The sequence below is a fragment of the Streptomyces millisiae genome (assembly GCF_031845425.1).
GTDB lineage: Bacteria > Actinomycetota > Actinomycetes > Streptomycetales > Streptomycetaceae > Streptomyces > Streptomyces millisiae.
Genome location: NZ_JAVREM010000003.1, coordinates 210,251 through 226,852 on the forward strand (window position 1 = coordinate 210,251; position 16,602 = coordinate 226,852).

Sequence of the window (16,602 nt, forward strand, 5' to 3'; positions counted from 1 at the left end):
TCTGCGGTGCCTGACTCGTCCTGTGGGTTACCCGCCACCGGGGGCGAACCGCGCATCGATCCAGCCGCGCCGTGCGAACTCCGCGACCAGCGCGTGGTAGCCGGGGGTGAGCGTCGCGGTCCGCGCCGGGTCGGGCTCCAGGGTGTGCCGCACCCTGACCAGGCGCCGGGCCGCGCCCGGCACGTCGCCGCCCAGCGCGCCGGCCGCCAGCACCGCCATGCCGAGCGCCGGCTCGGGGTTGGCCGGCAGCCGCACCGGGACGCCCAGCACGTCGCACCGCAGCTGGTTCCACCACGCGTTGCGGGTGGCGCCGCCGGTGAACGACACCGGCCCGCCCACGTCGGCCCCCGCGCCGGCCAGCACCTCGAACGCCAGCCGCTCCAGATGCGCGACCCCCAGGCACACCGCCGCGAAGGCCGTGTCCTGGTCGTCGGAGACCGCGAGCGGCCCGTCGCCCAGGAAACCGCGCGCGTCCGGTGCCACGAAGGGGAACCGCTCGCCGGGACCGACCAGCGGATAGCACGTCGGCACCGAGCGCACCCGCGCCGCCCGGGCCGTCAACGCGTCCAGGTCCGCGCCGGGGAAGAGCGCCCGCACCGCCCCGGCCCCGGTGCTCGACGCGCCGCCCGGCAGCCACAGGTCGCCGTGCGGCGCCCGGTGCGAGTACACCGCGCCGCCCGGATCGCGCGGCGGCGCGGTGCTCACCCCCTTGAGCGTCAGGGTGGTGCCGAGCACCGAGTTCCACTCGCCGACGCCCAGCGCGCCGGCGGCCAGCTGCGCGGCGCAGCCGTCCGTCATGCCCGCCACCACCGGGGTGCCGGCCGGGAGCCCGGTGCGCGCCGCCGCCACCTGGCCGACCTCGCCGAGCACCGTGCCCGGGCGCACCACCTCGGGCAGCACCGCCGGGTCGACGTCGAGCGCCCCGAGCACCTCGGCCGGCCAGCGCTCCCCGAGCAGGTCGTAGCCGGTCTTCAGCGCATGGCTGGAGTCGCTCGCCACCGGGTGGCCGACCAGCGCCGCCGTCACCACGTCCGGCTGGTGGGCGAGCCGCACCCCGTCGGCCAGCAGCCCCCGGTCCCGCCACCACAGCAGCTTGGGCAACGCCCAGGACGGCTGCATCCGGTACCCGAGCCGCGCCCACAGCTCGGCCCCCGCCTCCTGGGCCGCCGCGGCCAGCGTGCCGGCGCGCGCGTCGTCGTACATCAACCCCGGAGTGAACGGCACGCCGTCCCGACCGGTCAGCAGCACGGTGCCCGAGGTGGCGCAGACCGCGACGGCCCCCACCGGCCGGCCGCCCAGGCCCGCCGTCAGCTCGGCCAGCGCGTCGGCGGCCAGCGTCCACCAGGCATCCGGGTCCTGCTCGTGGCGTGACCCCACGCGGTGGCCGCGCAGCGGTCGGGCCGCGCCGGCCACGGTGTGGCCCGCGTCGTCGACGGCCAGCGCCCGGACGCTCTGCGTGCCGAGGTCGACCCCGATCCACACCGGCTCAGACATCGGCCCGCCACCCCTTCCAGCGGGCGGCGACCAGCGCCCTGGTGGCCAGGAACTCGGCGTGCTCCCGGTCGTGGAACTCCCGCGTGCCCGCCGCGGGCACCAGCCGCCGGCCGCGCCTGACCAGCGCGGCCGCGGCGGCGCCGAGGTCCTGGTGGTCGCCGAGCGCGGTGAGCGCGAACAGCAGCGCGCCCTTGGCACCCACCTGGCTGTCCTCGGTGGTGACCACCGGCACGCCGGTCACGTCCGCTATCAGCTGGCACCACAGTTCGCTGGCCGCGCCGCCGCCGCACAGCGCCAGCTCCACCGGCCGGTGCGGCGCCGCCTCAAGACAGTCCCTGATGACGTGCGCGAGACCCTCGAACACCGCGCGGGCCAGGTGCTCGCGGCGGTGCGCGAACAGCAGCCCGGTGACCAGACCGCTGGCCGCCGGGTCGAGGAACGGCGCCCGCTCCCCGGCGGGCGACAGGTACGGCAGCAGCCGGAGTCCGTCGGCGCCGGGCGCCGACCTGGCGGCCAGCGCGGACAGTTCGCCGAGGTCGCGCAGGCCCAGCAGGTCGGCGGTCCAGTCCAGCACGCCGGTGCCGGCCAGCGTGGGGAACGCCCGCAGCACCGGCCGCCGCGGCCCGAACGCGAGGGTCAGCCCCGACGGTTCGCCCGCCGTGTCGGGGGCGTCGACCAGCACCTCGGTGCAGAGCGTGGTGCCCAGCACGCAGGTGGCCTGCCCGGCGGCGGTGGTGCCGGTGCCGAGCGCCGTGGCCACCACGTCGTAGGGGGCCAGCACCACCGGCGTGCCGGCGGGCAGGCCGAGTTCGGCCGCCGCCTCGCCGGTCAGCTCGCCGACCTGCTCGGCGCCGGAGAGCAACGGCGGCAGCAGCCGGCGGTGTTCGGCCAGCGCGTAGGTGGCGAGCAGCTCGTCCGAGTAGGCCCGGGCCTTGATGTCCAGCCAGGGCGCCGACGCCTCGGACACCTCGATGCCCAGCACCCCGGTCAGCCGCAGGAACAGCCAGCCGCCGCAGGTGAGCACCGCGTGCGCGGTCACCAGCGCGTCCGGCTCCGCCACGGCGAGCTGCCGCAGGATGGCGTTGGGCAGCCCGGCGTTGGTCAGCGAGCCGTTCCTCCGGTAGGCGCGGGCCAGCACCCCGGCCGCGCGCCACTCCCGCACCACGTCGGCGGCGCGGGCGTCGTTCCACAGCACCGCGGGCCGCACCGGCCGCCCGTGGCGGTCCACGAGCCAGGCGCCGTCGCCCTGCGCGGTGAGCGCCACCAGCCGCACCCGACCCGGCGCGGCGGCCACGGCCTCGTGGACGGCGCCGGCGACCGCCCGCCACACCGCGTCCATGTCCTGCTCGGCGCGGTCGCGCCGCGGATGGTCGACCACCGTCTCCCGGCGGCACACCGCCACCTCGCGCCCGGCCGCGTCGAACACCACGGCCTTGATGACCGTCGTGCCCGCGTCCACGCAGACCGCGAAAGGACCGTCGAAGGGACCGTCGAAAGGAGCATCGTCCAGCGCCATTGCCGCACCACCTCTTTCCGGCCGTGCCAGAAGTGAGGCGTATTACACGCGCCGCTCGCGGGAGTTCGCAACTCTTAACATCCAGCGTGCCGACGAGACCGGGTGGTTCGGGCGAAGGCCCAGCTCAGCGCGGGGAAACCCGGACCCGGGCGGAGGTTTGGAGCGGTGAACTTCACACCCGCCCCCGCCCCTCAGTCGACGTCCACCACGTCGATCCGGCCGCCCCTGGCGCGCAGCTCGCGCACCGTCGCCTCGGGGGTGCCGGCGTCCACCACCACCCGGTCCAACTCGCCCACCGCCGCCAGCCGGTAGGGCGCCCTGCGGTCGAACTTGCTGTGGTCGATCAGCGCCACGCTGCGGGCCGCCGAGGCGATCAACGCCCGCCTGGTGACCATGGTGTTCCGCGACTGGATCCGGCAGACCCCCTGGGCCACCGCGGTCGTGGAGAGGAACAGCACGTCGGGACAGTGCCCGGCGGCCGCCCGGGCCGTGGCCTGGCCGAGGAACGAGTCGTACGCCGCGTCGTAACGCCCGCCGAGACCCACCAACTCGATGCCGGGCCGCGCGGCCAGCGCCCGCAACACCGGCAGGAAGTGCGTCACCACGGTCAACGGCGCCCGCTCCGGCAGCAGCCTGGCCAGCATCAGGGACGTCGTGCTGTCGTCCAGGGCGATCACCTGGCCCGGCCGCACCTCGCTCGCCAGCACCTCCCTGGCGATCGCCTCCTTGGCCTCCACCTGGGCCCGCATCCGGTGCTCCAGGTCGCCGTGGAAGGTGGTGGTCGGCGCGCAGGTGGCGCCGCCGCGCACCTTGTGCAGGAAGCCGCGCCGCGCCAGCTCGTCCAGGTCCCGGTGCACCGTCATGATGCTCACGCCGTACCGGCTGGCCAACTCGGCCACCCGCACGAACCCGGCCTCCGACACCTGCCGGCGCATGGCCACCCGCCGCAACTCCGGATTACGCCTGGCTCCTTCGCCGGCGATGGGATCGGTCGCCACGCCCACAGCTTGGCACGCCCCGCACCGTCCGGGAATGCCATGGGCGGCGGTTCAGCCCGAGCCCTGGGCGCGGTAGGTGCCGCTGGCGCGGACGTGGTCGATCATGACGCGTTCTGCGGTGTCGGGGTCGTGGGCTTCGAGTGCGTCGAGGAGTCGTTGGTGTTCGGCGAGGTGGGTGTTGGCCTGTTGGGGGTCGAGCCAGAGGGAGGCGGTGGCGGGGACGGGGTAGCTGTCGCGGATGGCGTGGGCGTGGCGGCCGAGGAAGGCGGGGCCGCCGATGTCGGCGATGGTGAGGTGGAGTCGGCGGCTCTGTTCGCCGAGTCCGGTCAGTCGGCCGTTGGCGGCGTCGGTGACCATGCGTTCGTGCAGCGCGCGGAGTTGGGCCAGTTGTTGGGGTGTGATGCGGGTGGCGGCGAGGCGGGCGCCGAGGCCTTCGATGACGGCGCGGACTTGGTAGAACTCGATGAGTGCTTCGTCGGTGAGGTCGATGACGGTGGCGCCGCGGTGGCTTTGGTAGCTGACGAGGCGGTCTTTTTCGAGGCGGCGGAGGGCTTCGCGGACGGGTGTGATGGAGACGCCGAGGCGTTCGGCGAGGTGGGCGGCTTTGAGTTGGGTGCCGCCGGGGACGCGGGCGTTGCGGATCTCGTCGCGTAGTACCTCGTAGACGTAGTCGGCCTTGCTCATCGGTTGGCGGTGGCCCTCGGCCGACCCGGGTGACTCCATCACTGCCCCTCGAATTCGCGTTCCCCGACCAGCCAGTATCCCGTGCCGAACCGGCGCCGTGACCCCCGGCGTCGGCAACCGCTCTCCAACTTCCGGCGGCACGAAGGGCGTTGACGTGTGCATGGCCCGCCGTTAGCATCCGCCTCGCTCGTGGAAAGCGCTTTCAGCACGGCCCATGTCGACCACGGAGATGAAGCATGAGACTGAGAGCCCTGATCGCGTCCGTCGCCCTGCTGGCGGGTGCCGCGGCGGCCCTGCCCGGCACCGCCGCGGCCGCCGCCGGCGACGACCCCGGCGTCCAGGCCACCGCCCTCTACGTGTCGCCGAGCGGCAACGACAGCAACGCCGGCACGCTCGCCGCGCCCCTGCGGACGGTGCAGCGCGCGGTCGACCTGGCCGTGGCCGGCGACACCATCTACCTCAGGGCCGGCACCTACGCGCCGAGCACCAACATCCAGCTGAACAAGAACGGCACCGCGAGCCAGCCCTTCACCCTCACCACGTACAACGGCGAACGGGCCGTCATCGACGGCGAGAACATGCCGCACACCCCCGCCCCCGTCGACGGCAGCATCCCGCGCCCGGAGCGCGGCGCCGTCCACATCGAGGGCGACTACTGGCGGCTGATCGGCCTGGAGATCATCAACGGCCCCTACGGCATATTCGGTCTCGACACCAACAACAACCTCTTCGAGCGCCTCGTCACCCGGAACAACTACGAGAGCGGGCTGCACATCCAGGGCGCGTCCAGCAACAACCAGATCGTCAACCTGGACAGCTACGGCAACCGCGACCCGCGCAACAACGGCGAGAGCGCGGACGGCCTGGCCATCAAGGAGGGCTCGGGCAGCGGCAACGTGGTGCGCGGCGCCCGGCTGTGGAACAACTCGGACGACGGTTTCGACGCCTGGGAGTTCCTCTCCCCGATCACCATCGAGTCCAGCCTGGCCTGGGGCAACGGCTTCAACCGCTGGAACCTGCCCGACTACACGGGGGACGGCAACGGCTTCAAGCTCGGCGGCGGCGACGAGGACCTGCCGGCGGCGCACGTCACCCGCAACAGCATCGCCTGGGACAACGCGGTCGGCGGCTTCATCGACAACGGCAACCCGGGCCGGCTGGTGATCGAGCGCTCCACGGCCTGGCGCAACGGCGGCACCGGTTTCAACTTCAGCCGGTCGAGCAGCACCCTGACCGCCAACCTCGCGGTGTCCAACGGCACCAACGTGTCGCTCGGCTCCAACTCGGGGGGCAGCGGCAATTCCTGGAACCTCGGCGGCAGCTGGTCCTTCGTCAGCACCGACCCGGCCACCATCACCGGGCCGCGCCAGTCGAACGGCGCGATCCCGTCGTCCACCTTCCTGCGCCCGTCCAACGGCGCGAGCGTCGGCGCCCGGTTCTGACCGCACCGCACGACACCACACCGCACCGCCCCGGCCGGTACCCGAGGGTGCCGGCCGGGGCGGTCCTTCACTCCGCGCGGCCCGGCGCCGGCTCGTAGTCGAACCAGTCGAAGTCCGCGCTGCCCCGGGTGGCGTACATGCCGACGACCCGCCCGGTGAAGCCGGTGGCGACCTCGGTGGAGAGATAGCGCCCGTCGAGCTCGGCGAGCCGCACCGGCTCGGTGGCCCCGCCGGGCAGCATCGAGAAGCCGAGGGTGTCGGGGCCCGTGGCCCGCACCCCGAGCGGTTCGCCGGTCAGCTGCTCGGCTGCGGTGACGGTGGGCGGCAGCACGTCGTGGGTGCGGACGTCCACGACGAGGGTGAGCGGCCCGGGTGGCACCGGGTGGCGGGCCACGCACTGGCTGAGCGGGCCGATGCGGGCGACGACCCGCGCCTCGCCGTCGGCGACCTCCAGGTCGTAGTGGTGGGCCTCGTCGAGCCGCACGGAGAGGCCGGCCCGGGCCGCGCCGGGGTCGAGGTGGGCGCTGATCCGGCACTCCGGGTGCTGCTGGCGCCGGCCGACGAAGGTGTACCCGGGGCGGTCGAGCGTCTCCCCGGTGGCGGTGAGCCGGAGCCAGCCGGGGCGGTCGGTCGTCGACCAGGAGCCGGCGCGGCGCTCACGCGGCGAGACCCAGACCGGCGCGAGTCCGGGCGCGTCGAAGTCGTCCCTGACGGGCTCGGGCTCCGGCGGACGCAGTGCGGAGGGGGCCGGGTGCCGCTCCTCGACCGGGCCGACGACCGGCCAGCCGTCCACCCAGCGCACCGGCGTCAGGAAGGTCTCCCGGCCCAGCACGTGGAAGTTGGGGGTGTGGCCCCGTGGCCGGGTGGCCAGCAACGCCATCCACCAGGCGCCGTCTGGCGTCGTGACCAGGTCGGCGTGGCCGGTGGACTGGATCGGCCGGTCGGTGGCGGAGTGCGACAGGATCGGGTTGGCCGGGGCGGGCTCGAACGGGCCGCGGGGCGAGCGGGCGCGGGCGACGGAGACGGCGTGCCCGCGCTCGGTGCCGCCCTCGGCGATCAGCAGGTACCACCAGTCGCCGATCCGGTACAGGTGTGGCGCCTCGGGGTACTGCAGCCCGGTGCCCGACCAGAGTGCGAAGGGCCCGTCGAGCACCGCGCCGGTGTCCGGGGCGATCCGTGCCAGCCTGATCCCGCCGTCCGAGTAGGCGCACCAGCAGGAGCCGTCCTCGTCCCAGACGATGTCGGGGTCGATGCCGGGCACGTCGACCCAGACCGGCTCCGACCACGGGCCCTCGGGCCGCTCGGCGGTGACCAGGAAGGTGCCCCCGCCGGCCACCAGCGTGGTGATCATCCAGAACCGCCCGTCGTGGTGGCGGAGCGTGGGCGCGTAGATCCCGCCGGACGCGGCGGTCTCGGGCGGCAGCCGCAGCTGCGACGGGCGGTCCAGGACGTTGCCGAGCTGGCGCCAGTGCACCAGGTCGCGGCTGTGGAAGAGGGGGACCCCGGGGAAGTACTCGAAGCTCGAACAGACGAGGTAGTAGTCCTCGCCCACGCGGCACAGGCTCGGGTCGGGATGGAACCCGCCGATGACCGGGTTCTGGAAGCTGCTCACCGCACCACGATCGTCAACGGTGATCGCCCGCGCAAGAGTTGATCGCTTCCGAGGGATTGACTTCGTTAATTCACCGGCCTAACACTCGCCTTCCCAGGGCGACAGCCCGTGCCCCGAGGATGAGGCAGGCGATGGAAGAGAACAGAACGAACGAGTCACGACGCGCCCCCCGGCGCCGGGTCCCGGCCCTGGCCGTCGGCGTCACGGCGCTGGCGCTGCTCGTGGCCGGTTGCGGTGGTGGCGGGAACGGCGGCGGGGGAGGGGGCGCGACGCCCGCCGACACCCTGGTGGTGGCCGGGCAGACCGGCGACTACATCCGGAACTTCAACCCGTACTCGCCGACCCTGATCGAGGGCCCCGGCACCATCTTCGAGTCGCTCTTCTACTTCAACGTCGCCAGTGGGGCCGAGCCGGTGCCCGTGTTGGGCACCGAGTACGCTTGGAACGAGGACGGCACCGAGCTGTCCATCACCCTGCGCGAGGGCGCCACCTGGTCGGACGGCGAGGCGTTCGACGCCGAGGACGTCAAGTTCACCTTCGACATGATCGCCTCCGACGCCGTGCCCAACACGGTGGGCTTCCACGGCACCACCGAGGTCGTCGACCCGACCCACGTCGTCGTCACCTTCGAGGGACCCTCCTACATGGAGGGACCGCAGCTGCTGGGCAAGACCTGGATCGTGCCCGAGCACATCTGGAGCGGCATCGAGGACCCCAACACGGACACCATCGCGGAGCCGGTCGGCACCGGGCCCTACACGCTCGGCGACTTCAAGGGGCAGGCGTTCACGCTGGACGCCAACCCCGACTACTGGGGCGGCGAACCGGAGCTGGCCCACGTCCAGTACCGCGCGCTGGCCGGCAACCAGGCCACCACGGACGCGCTGGCGGCCGGCCAGATCGACGTCTACAGCGGCCCGGTCCCCGACATCGCCAATGTCGAGCAGGACTACCCGGGCTACTCGGCCATCACCGTGCCCATGAACCAGATGGTCCTCGACACCTGCGCCAACGCGGACCTCGGCTGCACCGGGCCGCAGACCGACCCGGCCGTCCGCCAGGCGCTCTACTACGCGATGGACCGCACCCAGCTCAACCAGTTGGCCTTCCAGAACACGGCGAGCGCGATGTCGCCCGGCTTCGCGCTGCCCGAGCGCGACGCGGCCTATGTCTCGGACGCGCTGGAGAACGAGACCGTGCCGATGGAGCCCGATCTGGCGCGGGTCGACGAGATCCTCACCGACGCCGGCTACGCGCGCGAGGGTGACGGGGTCTACGCCAGGGACGGCGAGCCGCTCGCCCTGACCGTGACCGTGGTCACCGGCTGGACCGACTACATCACCGCGCTCGAGACGCTGCGGGAGCAGCTGCTGCCGGCCGGCATCGAGCTGACGGTCGCCCAGGTCTCCTGGAACGAGATGTCCGACGCCCGGTCCCGCGGCGACTTCGAGCTGGTGATCGACTCGCTCTACCCGGGGCCCGCGCCCGACCCGTTCTACATCTACAGCTACTTCTTCGGCACGGAGAACACCGCCGAGGTGGGGGAGCGTGCCGACACCAACTACTCGCGCTACTCCAACGCCGAGGTCGACGCGGCCGTGGCGGCGCTGACCCAGCTGAACCCGGAGGACACGGCGGCGCGAATGCCGCACTACGACGCGATCCAGCAGCGCATCGAGCAGGACATGCCGTACATCCCGATCCTCACCGGCGGCACCACCACCGAGTTCCACGCGGCGAAGTTCGACGGCTGGCCGAGCCAGGAGGACCTCTACGCCTTCCCGGCGGTCTGGAGCCGTCCCGACCAGTCGCAGATGTACATGAACCTGACGCCCACCGGGGAGTGACCCCCGCCGCCCGGCCCGGCCCCCGCCCGATCCCGGCGGGGCGCCGGGCCGTGGCGTGTCACGCGGCGGCTACTCCCAGACGACGACGTTGCGGCGCACCGGCACCGAGGCGGGGTCGGTGGCGAACAGCTCCGGGGAGTGCGCCCGGATGCTCTCGATGTCGCTGAACACGGCGCGCAGGTGGGTACGCATCGCGGTGCGGGCCAGCGCCGTGTCGCCGGCCAGCACCGCCCGCAGGATCTCGCCGTGCTGCTCGGTGAAGACGGCCGGCGCCGTCGCCTGCAGCCCCAACCGCCTGGCCCGGTCCAGGTGGCCCTTGGCGGCCGCGACCGTGGTCCAGGCGCTGCCGTGCCCGCTCAGCCGCAGCAGCCCCTGGTGGAAGGCCTCGTCCAGCTCGAAGAACTCCTCGATGCCGAGACCCGGTTGACGCTGCCGCGCCACGTTCTCGCGCAGCTCCTCGACCAGCGCCTGGTCCAGCGGCTCCGGCAGGTCGTCGAGCGAGGCCAGCTCGACCGCCTCCCGCAGGAACTGCGCGTCGGCGACCTGCGTCGGGTCGACGCGGGAGACGAAGGACCCGATCTTCGGGAAGACCTGCACCAGGCCCTCCTGCGCGAGCAGGATCAGGCTCTCGCGGACCGGGGTCCTGCTCACCCCGAGCGCGGCCGCCAGCTCGTTCTCCGAGAGGGCGGCGCCCGGCGGCAGCTCCAGGGTCAGGACCATCTGGCGCAGCCTGGTGTAGATGGTGCGTCGCGAGGTCCGCCGCCCGTTCGTCTGAGCCATGGGCCCCATCGTATCGGCAGGACAACCATTGCCACACTTCGCGACAGGTGCTTGTATACATGCACTGTCCGACCGGCAAGGAGAAGGGCCGCCGTGAGTACGATCGAACGCGCCGAGGTCTTCGTCGCCTCCCCGGGGCGCACCTTCGTGACCCTGCGCATCACCACCTCGGACGGGGTCACCGGACTCGGCGACGCCACCCTCAACGGGCGCGAACTCGCCGTCGCCAGCTACCTGCGCGACCACCTCGTCCCGCTGCTCGTCGGCCGCGACCCGGCCCGCGTCGAGGACATCTGGCAGTACCTCTACCGGGGCGCCTACTGGCGGCGCGGCCCCGTCACCATGACCGCCATCTCCGCCGTGGACACCGCCCTGTGGGACATCAAGGGCAAGACCGCCGGACTGCCCGTCTACCAGCTGCTCGGCGGCCGGTCACGGGACGGCGTCCTGGCCTACTCGCACGCCAGCGGCACCGACGTGCCCGCCCTCCTCGACGACGTCCAGCGCTACCTCGACCTCGGCTACCGCGCGGTGCGCGCCCAGGCCGCCGTGCCCGACGTCGGCGGCACCTACGGCGTCCGCAAGGGCGCCATCTACGAGCCGGCCGCCACCGCGCTGCCCGAGGAGCAGCCCTGGGACACCCCGTCCTACCTCAGCTTCGCCCCCACCTACCTGGAGGCGGTCCGCGACCGGTTCGGCTTCGGCTTCCACCTGCTGCACGACGTCCACCACCGGCTGACCCCGCTGGAGGCCGCCCAGTTCGGCAAGCGCGTCGAGGACTGCCGGCTGTTCTGGATGGAGGACCCGACCCCCGCCGAGAACCAGGAGGCGTTCCGACTCATCCGGCAGCACACCACCACGCCCATCGCCGTGGGCGAGGCGCTGACCTCCGTCTGGGACGTCCAGCACCTCATCACCGAACAGCTCGTCGACTACGTGCGCACCACCGTCGTGCACGCCGGCGGCATCACCCACCTGCGCCGCATCTTCGACCTCGCCGCGCTCTACCAGGTGCGCACCGGCTCACACGGCGCCACAGACCTCTCCCCGGTCAGCCTCGCCGCCAACGTCCACCTCGACCTGGCCGTGCCCAACTTCGGCATCCAGGAGTACATGGGCCACGCCCCCGAGACCGCCGAGGTCTTCCACGGCGGCGTCACCTTCGCCGACGGCATGCTGCACCCGGCCGAGGAGCCGGGGCTCGGCGTCGAGTACGACGAGAGGGCCGCCGAGCGCTTCCCCTACCAGGCCCGGTACCTGCCCGTCGCGCGGCGCCTCGACGGCTCGGTGCACGACTGGTGACCGGCACCGCACCGCCCCGGCTCGGCCGCGCCGCCCTGCGCCGGCTCCCGCCGGAACGCCGCCCCCTCGTCGACCCGGCCGCCCTGCGCACCCGCGTCGTCCACCTCGGGCTCGGCGCCTTCCACCGCGCCCACCAGGCCCTCTACACCGAGCGGGCCGCCGCGGACACCGGCGAGCCCTGGGGCATCGCCGCCGTCGCCCCACGCTCCCTCGACACCGTGCGCGCCCTGCGCGCCCAGGACCACCTCTACTCGGTGACCGAACTGCACCCCGAAGGGGCCGGCCCCCGGGTCGTCGGCGCGCTCACCGAGGCGCTCGCCATGCGGCCCGACGCCGCGCGCCTCGACGCGCTGCTCGCCGACCCCGAGGTCACCGTCGTCACCCTCACCGTCACCGAGGGGGGATACCACCGCGCCACCGACCCCGCCCGGCCCCCCGCGCTCGACACCACGGACCCCGCCGTCGCCGCCGACCTCGCCGCCCCGGACACCGGCCGGCTCACCACCGTCGTCGGCCGGCTCGCCGCCGGACTCGCCGCCCGGATGCGCGCCGGAGCCGCCCCGATCACCGTCGTCTCCTGCGACAACATGGCCGACAACGGCGCCGTGCTCGCCGCCGTCGTCAGGGACTTCGTCGCCGCCTCCCGCTGGCCCGACCGCACGACCGTGCTGGACCGGCTCGCCGAGGCCGTCACCTTCCCCGCCACCGTCGTGGACCGCATCGTGCCCGCCACCACCGCCGCCGACCGCGCCGCCGCGGCCGCCGCGCTCGGCGTGCGCGACGAGGCGGCCGTGGCCGGCGAGCCCTACCTGGCCTGGGTCCTCCAGGACACCTTCGCCGCCGCCCGCCCCCGCTGGGAGGCCGGCGGCGCCCTCCTCGTCCCCGACCCCGCGCCCCACCAGCTCACCAAGCTGCGGCTGCTCAACGGCTCGCACTCCGCGCTCGCCTACCTCGGCCTCGCCGCGGGCCACACCACCATCGACGAGGCCATGGCCACCGACTGGGGAGAACCCCTGGTCCTCGCCCTGTGCGCCGAGGTGGCCCCCACCCTGCCCCCCGAAGGCCCGGACCCCGCGGCCTACGCCGCCGACCTGGTGACCCGCTTCCGCAACCCGGCGGTCGGCCACCGGCTCGGCCAGATCGGCTCCGACGGCTCACTCAAGCTGCCGGAGCGCTGGCTGCCCGTGCTGCGCCGACTGCGTGCCACCGGCACCCCGACCCCCGTCCTCGAACTGGCACTCGCCGGCTGGGCGCACGCCACCCGCCCGCCCGAGCCGGCCGCCGACCCGGCCGCCACCGCCCTCGCCGACTGCTGGCGCCCCGCCGCGCCGGCCGCCGACACCGTGGCCGCGCTGCTGCGGACCATCGGCGCGCCCGACCTCGCCGAGGACACCGCGCTCACCACGGCCGTCGCGGCCCGGCTGCCCGCGCTCGCCGCCGGACGCGTCGAGCTCTGACGCCCCGACCGCCCCCGTCCCCCTCCCCGCAAGCGCCACAGAACAACGGAGTTCCCGATGACCACCAGCACCACCACCACGGAGCCCACCGGGCCCGTGCGGCGGACCACCAAGGACCTCACCAGAGCCGCCGTCTCCGGCTGGCTCGGCACCGCCATGGAGTTCATGGACTTCCAGCTCTACTCGCTGGCGGCGGCCATCGTCTTCAACAAGATCTTCTTCCCCGACGTCAGCCCCGCCATCGGCCTCATCGCCGCCATGGCCACCTACGGCGTCGGCTACGTCGCCCGCCTCGCCGGCGCCGTCTACTTCGGCCGCATGGGCGACCGGATAGGCCGCAAGAAGGTCCTCGTCATCACCATCGTCATGATGGGCGTCTCCACCACGCTCATCGGCGCCCTGCCCACCTACGCCTCCATCGGCATCCTCGCGCCCGTGCTGCTGGTCGCGCTCCGCCTCGTCCAGGGCTTCGGCGCCGGCGCCGAGATCGCCGGCGCCACCGTGATGCTCGCCGAGTACGCGCCGACCCGCCGCCGCGGCCTCATCGCCTCGCTCGTCTCGCTCGGCACCAACTCCGGCACCCTGGCCGCGTCCGGGCTCTGGGCCATCCTGCTGGCCGTCCTCAGCGAGGAGCAACTGCTCTCCTGGGGCTGGCGCCTGCCGTTCCTGCTCAGCTTCCTGCTGCTGGTCTTCGCCGTCTGGCTGCGCCGCAGCCTCAAGGAGAGCCCGGTCTTCGAGGAGCGCCCCGACGTCGTGGACGGCGTCGCCATGACCCGCGGCGAACTGGAGGACACGGCCCGCCGCGAGGAGACCGGCACCCTGGAGGCCGGCCTGCGGCAGCGCAAGGGCAAGGCGTTCTTCCTCGCCCTCGGCCTGCGCTTCGGCCAGGCGGGCAACTCGGGACTCGTCCAGACCTTCCTGGTCGGCTACATCGCCACCAACCTCGACTTCGAGCGCTCCGTGCCCACCGACGCCATCCTCTACGGATCGCTGCTCGGCTTCCTCACCGTGCCGGTGATCGGCGTGCTCGGCGACCGCTTCGGCCGCCGCCCCCTGTACATCGCGCTGACCCTGCTCACCACCGCGCTGGCCTTCCCCCTGCTGCTGCTCATCGCCCACGGCGGCGCCGCCGCGGTGATGCTCGGCATGATCGTCGCCCTCAACCTCGGCGTGCTCGGCCTGTTCTCGCTGGAGAGCGTCACCATGGCCGAACTCTTCGGCTCCCGCACCCGGTTCACCCAGCTCGCCGTCGCCAAGGAGATCGGCGGCGTGCTCGCCACCGCCATCGGCCCGGTGCTCGCCGCCACGCTCACCGCCGTCACCGACAGCTGGTGGCCCATCGCCGGAATGCTCGTCGTCTACTCGCTCATCACCCTGGTCTCCGCCCTCCTGGCGCCGGAGACCCGGGGCCGTGACCTCGTCCGACTGGAGGACGCCGTATGAGAGCCGTGGTCGTGCACGGTCCCGGGGACCTGCGGATCGACGAACGACCGGACCCGGTACCGGGACCCGGCGAGGTACTGGTCGCCATGGAGTGGGGTGGGATCTGCGGCTCCGACGTGTCGTACTTCAGGCACGGCGCCTCCGGCACCGCCCGGCTCAGCCACCCCATGGTGCTCGGCCACGAGGTCGCCGGCCGGATCGCCGCCCTCGGCCCCGGCGTCACCGGGCTCGCCCCCGGCCGGCCGGTCACCGTGCACCCGGCCGAGCCCGTCGGCGACCAGCCGCTGCCCGACCGGATCGCCGGCCGCACCAACCTGCACGCCAGGGTCCGGTACTTCGGCTCGGCCGCCTTCGAACCGCACACCGACGGCGGGTTCAGCGAGTACCGGGTGGTCCGCGCCCACCAGGCCCGGCCGCTGCCCGACGGCGTCCGCACCGAACAGGGCGCGCTCGCCGAGCCGTTGGCCGTGGCCATCCACGCCGTGCGGCGGGCCGGCGAGCTGTGCGGCAGGACCGTCCTGGTCAACGGCGCCGGACCGATCGGCGCCCTGGTCGTCGCCGCCGCCCGCCACCACGGCGCCGGCACCGTCGTCGCCGCCGACCTCGCCGCCCCCCGGCTCGCCGTCGCCCGCGCCATGGGCGCCGACGAGACCCGTGACGTCTCGCGCGAACCCCTCCCCGAGGACGTCGAGGTGGTGTTCGAGGCGTCGGGCGCGCCCGCCGCGCTCGGCGCCGTCCTGCGCGCCACCGCGCGCGGCGGCACCCTGGTCCAGGTCGGCAACCTGCCGGGCACCCCGGCGCCGGCCGCCCTCGGCGAGCTGGTCACCAGGGAGATCACCTGGATCGGCTCCTACCGCTTCGTCGAGGAGATCGACGACGCGCTGCGCGCCATGCGGGACGGACTCGACGTCTCCCCGGTCGTCAGCCACCGCTTCGCCATGGCGGACGCGGCCACGGCCCTCACCGTCGCCGCGGACCCGGCGGCCGGCTTCGGGAAGGTGCTGCTGCGCCTGGACGGCCGTCGGTGACCGGCCCCGCCGCCCGGCCGGCCGCCGCCCACGGTCCGAGGGAGAACCCGTCGCCCGCCCGCCGGACCTCCACGGCACCCGCGCCACCGAAGTGCGCGGGGACGAGCAACTCCCGCTCGTCGGCGGCCCGCGCGAGAATCCGACGCCGACTGGCCACGGCCTGCTCCGGGGCCAGGCAGGCGTTGCTGTTGCAGCAGGGCTCGATGATCTGCACCGGGCTGTGCAGCAGATCCCCGACGAAGACCGCCCGGTCGCTCCCGGACGCGAGCCGCAGCACGGCCGAGCCGGGCGTGTGGCCGGGCGCGGACTCCAGGACGAGGTTCTCGTCGACGCGGTGGCGACCGTCCCACAGCACGGCCTGCCCGGCCCGGTGGACGGGCGCCACGCTGTCCTCGTAGACCAGGCGCTCGACCCCCCGTGGGTTGTCGCCGTAGGCGTTCCCCGGACCGTAGTGGAAGTCATCGGCGGCCGGAATCAGGTACCGGGCGTTGGGGAACGTCGGCACCCACTCCCCGTCCGCCGCCCTGGTGTTCCAGCCGACGTGGTCGACGTGGAGGTGGGTGTTGACCACCACGTCGACATCCTCCGGGAGCACGCCGGCCCTCGCCAGCAGGCCGAGGAAGTCGCCCTCACACCGGTGGAACGGCGGCATGCCAGGGCGCTCGCGCCCGTTTCCCGCTCCCGTGTCGACCAGGACGGTCCGCCCACCACTGCGCAGCACCCATGTCTGCAGGGCCAGCACCGCCACATCGCCGTCCGGCTCCCAGTGGTCGGGCGCCAGCCAGTCCTCGTTGTCCTTCCAGACGCCGGCGGTGGCTCCCGGGAACATGCCGGAGGTCGGCGCGAACGGCCGGTGCCACTCGACCACCCGGATGACCTCGACATCCCCCAACACCATGCGCCGCACACTCTCGTTCGTCACCCGCCCGACCCTAGGAAGGCCCCACGAGCGTCTCAATGCGTGTCCGGCTCAACAAGATACGAATCCGCCTCATCCGA

General features: G+C 73.7%; 13 protein-coding genes. 6 read left to right on the plus strand and 7 right to left on the minus strand.

The window, feature by feature from the left end:
- Positions 1-27 precede the first annotated feature (27 nt).
- The 4 genes from RNC47_RS05035 to RNC47_RS05050 form a co-directional block, all read right to left on the minus strand.
- Positions 28-1,494 carry an FGGY-family carbohydrate kinase gene (locus RNC47_RS05035; protein WP_311595843.1) on the minus strand — a complete coding sequence of 489 codons (1,467 nt, stop codon included), beginning with the start codon at positions 1,492-1,494 and terminating at the stop codon, positions 28-30.
- The gene (locus RNC47_RS05040; protein ID WP_311595845.1) at positions 1,487-3,010 is read right to left on the minus strand and encodes an FGGY-family carbohydrate kinase; all 1,524 of its coding nucleotides are present in this window, start codon (positions 3,008-3,010) and stop codon (positions 1,487-1,489) included. Before RNC47_RS05040 ends, RNC47_RS05035 begins: the two co-directional genes overlap by 8 nt.
- A 191-nt stretch (positions 3,011-3,201) precedes the next feature.
- On the minus strand, positions 3,202-4,008 hold the full coding sequence (locus RNC47_RS05045) for a DeoR/GlpR family DNA-binding transcription regulator (protein WP_311595847.1): 807 nt from the start codon (positions 4,006-4,008) through the stop codon (positions 3,202-3,204).
- 51 nt (positions 4,009-4,059) lie between these two features.
- Positions 4,060-4,731 carry a GntR family transcriptional regulator gene (locus RNC47_RS05050; RefSeq protein ID WP_311595849.1) on the minus strand — a complete coding sequence of 224 codons (672 nt, stop codon included), beginning with the start codon at positions 4,729-4,731 and terminating at the stop codon, positions 4,060-4,062.
- A gap of 197 nt (positions 4,732-4,928) precedes the next feature.
- Here RNC47_RS05050 and RNC47_RS05055 point away from each other — a divergent pair, with 197 nt between their 5' ends.
- Positions 4,929-6,134, plus strand: a complete 1,206-nt coding sequence (locus RNC47_RS05055) for a right-handed parallel beta-helix repeat-containing protein (protein ID WP_311595851.1) — start codon at positions 4,929-4,931, stop codon at positions 6,132-6,134.
- A gap of 67 nt (positions 6,135-6,201) precedes the next feature.
- Here RNC47_RS05055 and RNC47_RS05060 read toward each other — a convergent pair whose 3' ends face one another.
- A complete protein-coding gene (locus tag RNC47_RS05060) occupies positions 6,202-7,746 on the minus strand; it encodes a glycoside hydrolase family 43 protein (RefSeq protein WP_311595853.1) in 1,545 nt (514 codons plus the stop codon).
- 131 nt (positions 7,747-7,877) lie between these two features.
- Here RNC47_RS05060 and RNC47_RS05065 point away from each other — a divergent pair, with 131 nt between their 5' ends.
- A complete protein-coding gene (locus RNC47_RS05065) occupies positions 7,878-9,593 on the plus strand; it encodes an ABC transporter substrate-binding protein (protein ID WP_311595855.1) in 1,716 nt (571 codons plus the stop codon).
- Between the two features lie 69 nt (positions 9,594-9,662).
- Here RNC47_RS05065 and RNC47_RS05070 read toward each other — a convergent pair whose 3' ends face one another.
- The gene (locus tag RNC47_RS05070) at positions 9,663-10,373 is read right to left on the minus strand and encodes a GntR family transcriptional regulator (protein WP_311595857.1); all 711 of its coding nucleotides are present in this window, start codon (positions 10,371-10,373) and stop codon (positions 9,663-9,665) included.
- 93 nt (positions 10,374-10,466) lie between these two features.
- On the opposite strand from RNC47_RS05070, the gene manD reads away from it, so the two are divergent.
- From manD to RNC47_RS05090, 4 genes are read left to right on the plus strand one after another with little or no spacing between them, the layout of a single operon-like run.
- Entirely contained in the window at positions 10,467-11,675 is a 1,209-nt protein-coding gene (gene manD, locus RNC47_RS05075; RefSeq protein ID WP_311595859.1) for a D-mannonate dehydratase ManD, read from the plus strand.
- The gene (locus RNC47_RS05080) at positions 11,672-13,132 is read left to right on the plus strand and encodes a mannitol dehydrogenase family protein (RefSeq protein ID WP_311595861.1); all 1,461 of its coding nucleotides are present in this window, start codon (positions 11,672-11,674) and stop codon (positions 13,130-13,132) included. Before manD ends, RNC47_RS05080 begins: the two co-directional genes overlap by 4 nt.
- 57 nt (positions 13,133-13,189) lie before the next feature.
- A complete protein-coding gene (locus RNC47_RS05085; RefSeq protein WP_311595863.1) occupies positions 13,190-14,575 on the plus strand; it encodes an MFS transporter in 1,386 nt (461 codons plus the stop codon).
- Positions 14,572-15,603, plus strand: a complete 1,032-nt coding sequence (locus RNC47_RS05090) for an L-idonate 5-dehydrogenase (RefSeq protein WP_311595865.1) — start codon at positions 14,572-14,574, stop codon at positions 15,601-15,603. Before RNC47_RS05085 ends, RNC47_RS05090 begins: the two co-directional genes overlap by 4 nt.
- Here the strand turns inward: RNC47_RS05090 and RNC47_RS05095 are convergent.
- On the minus strand, positions 15,536-16,501 hold the full coding sequence (locus RNC47_RS05095; RefSeq protein WP_311596099.1) for an MBL fold metallo-hydrolase: 966 nt from the start codon (positions 16,499-16,501) through the stop codon (positions 15,536-15,538). The genes RNC47_RS05090 and RNC47_RS05095 overlap by 68 nt on opposite strands.
- Positions 16,502-16,602: the final 101 nt, after the last annotated feature.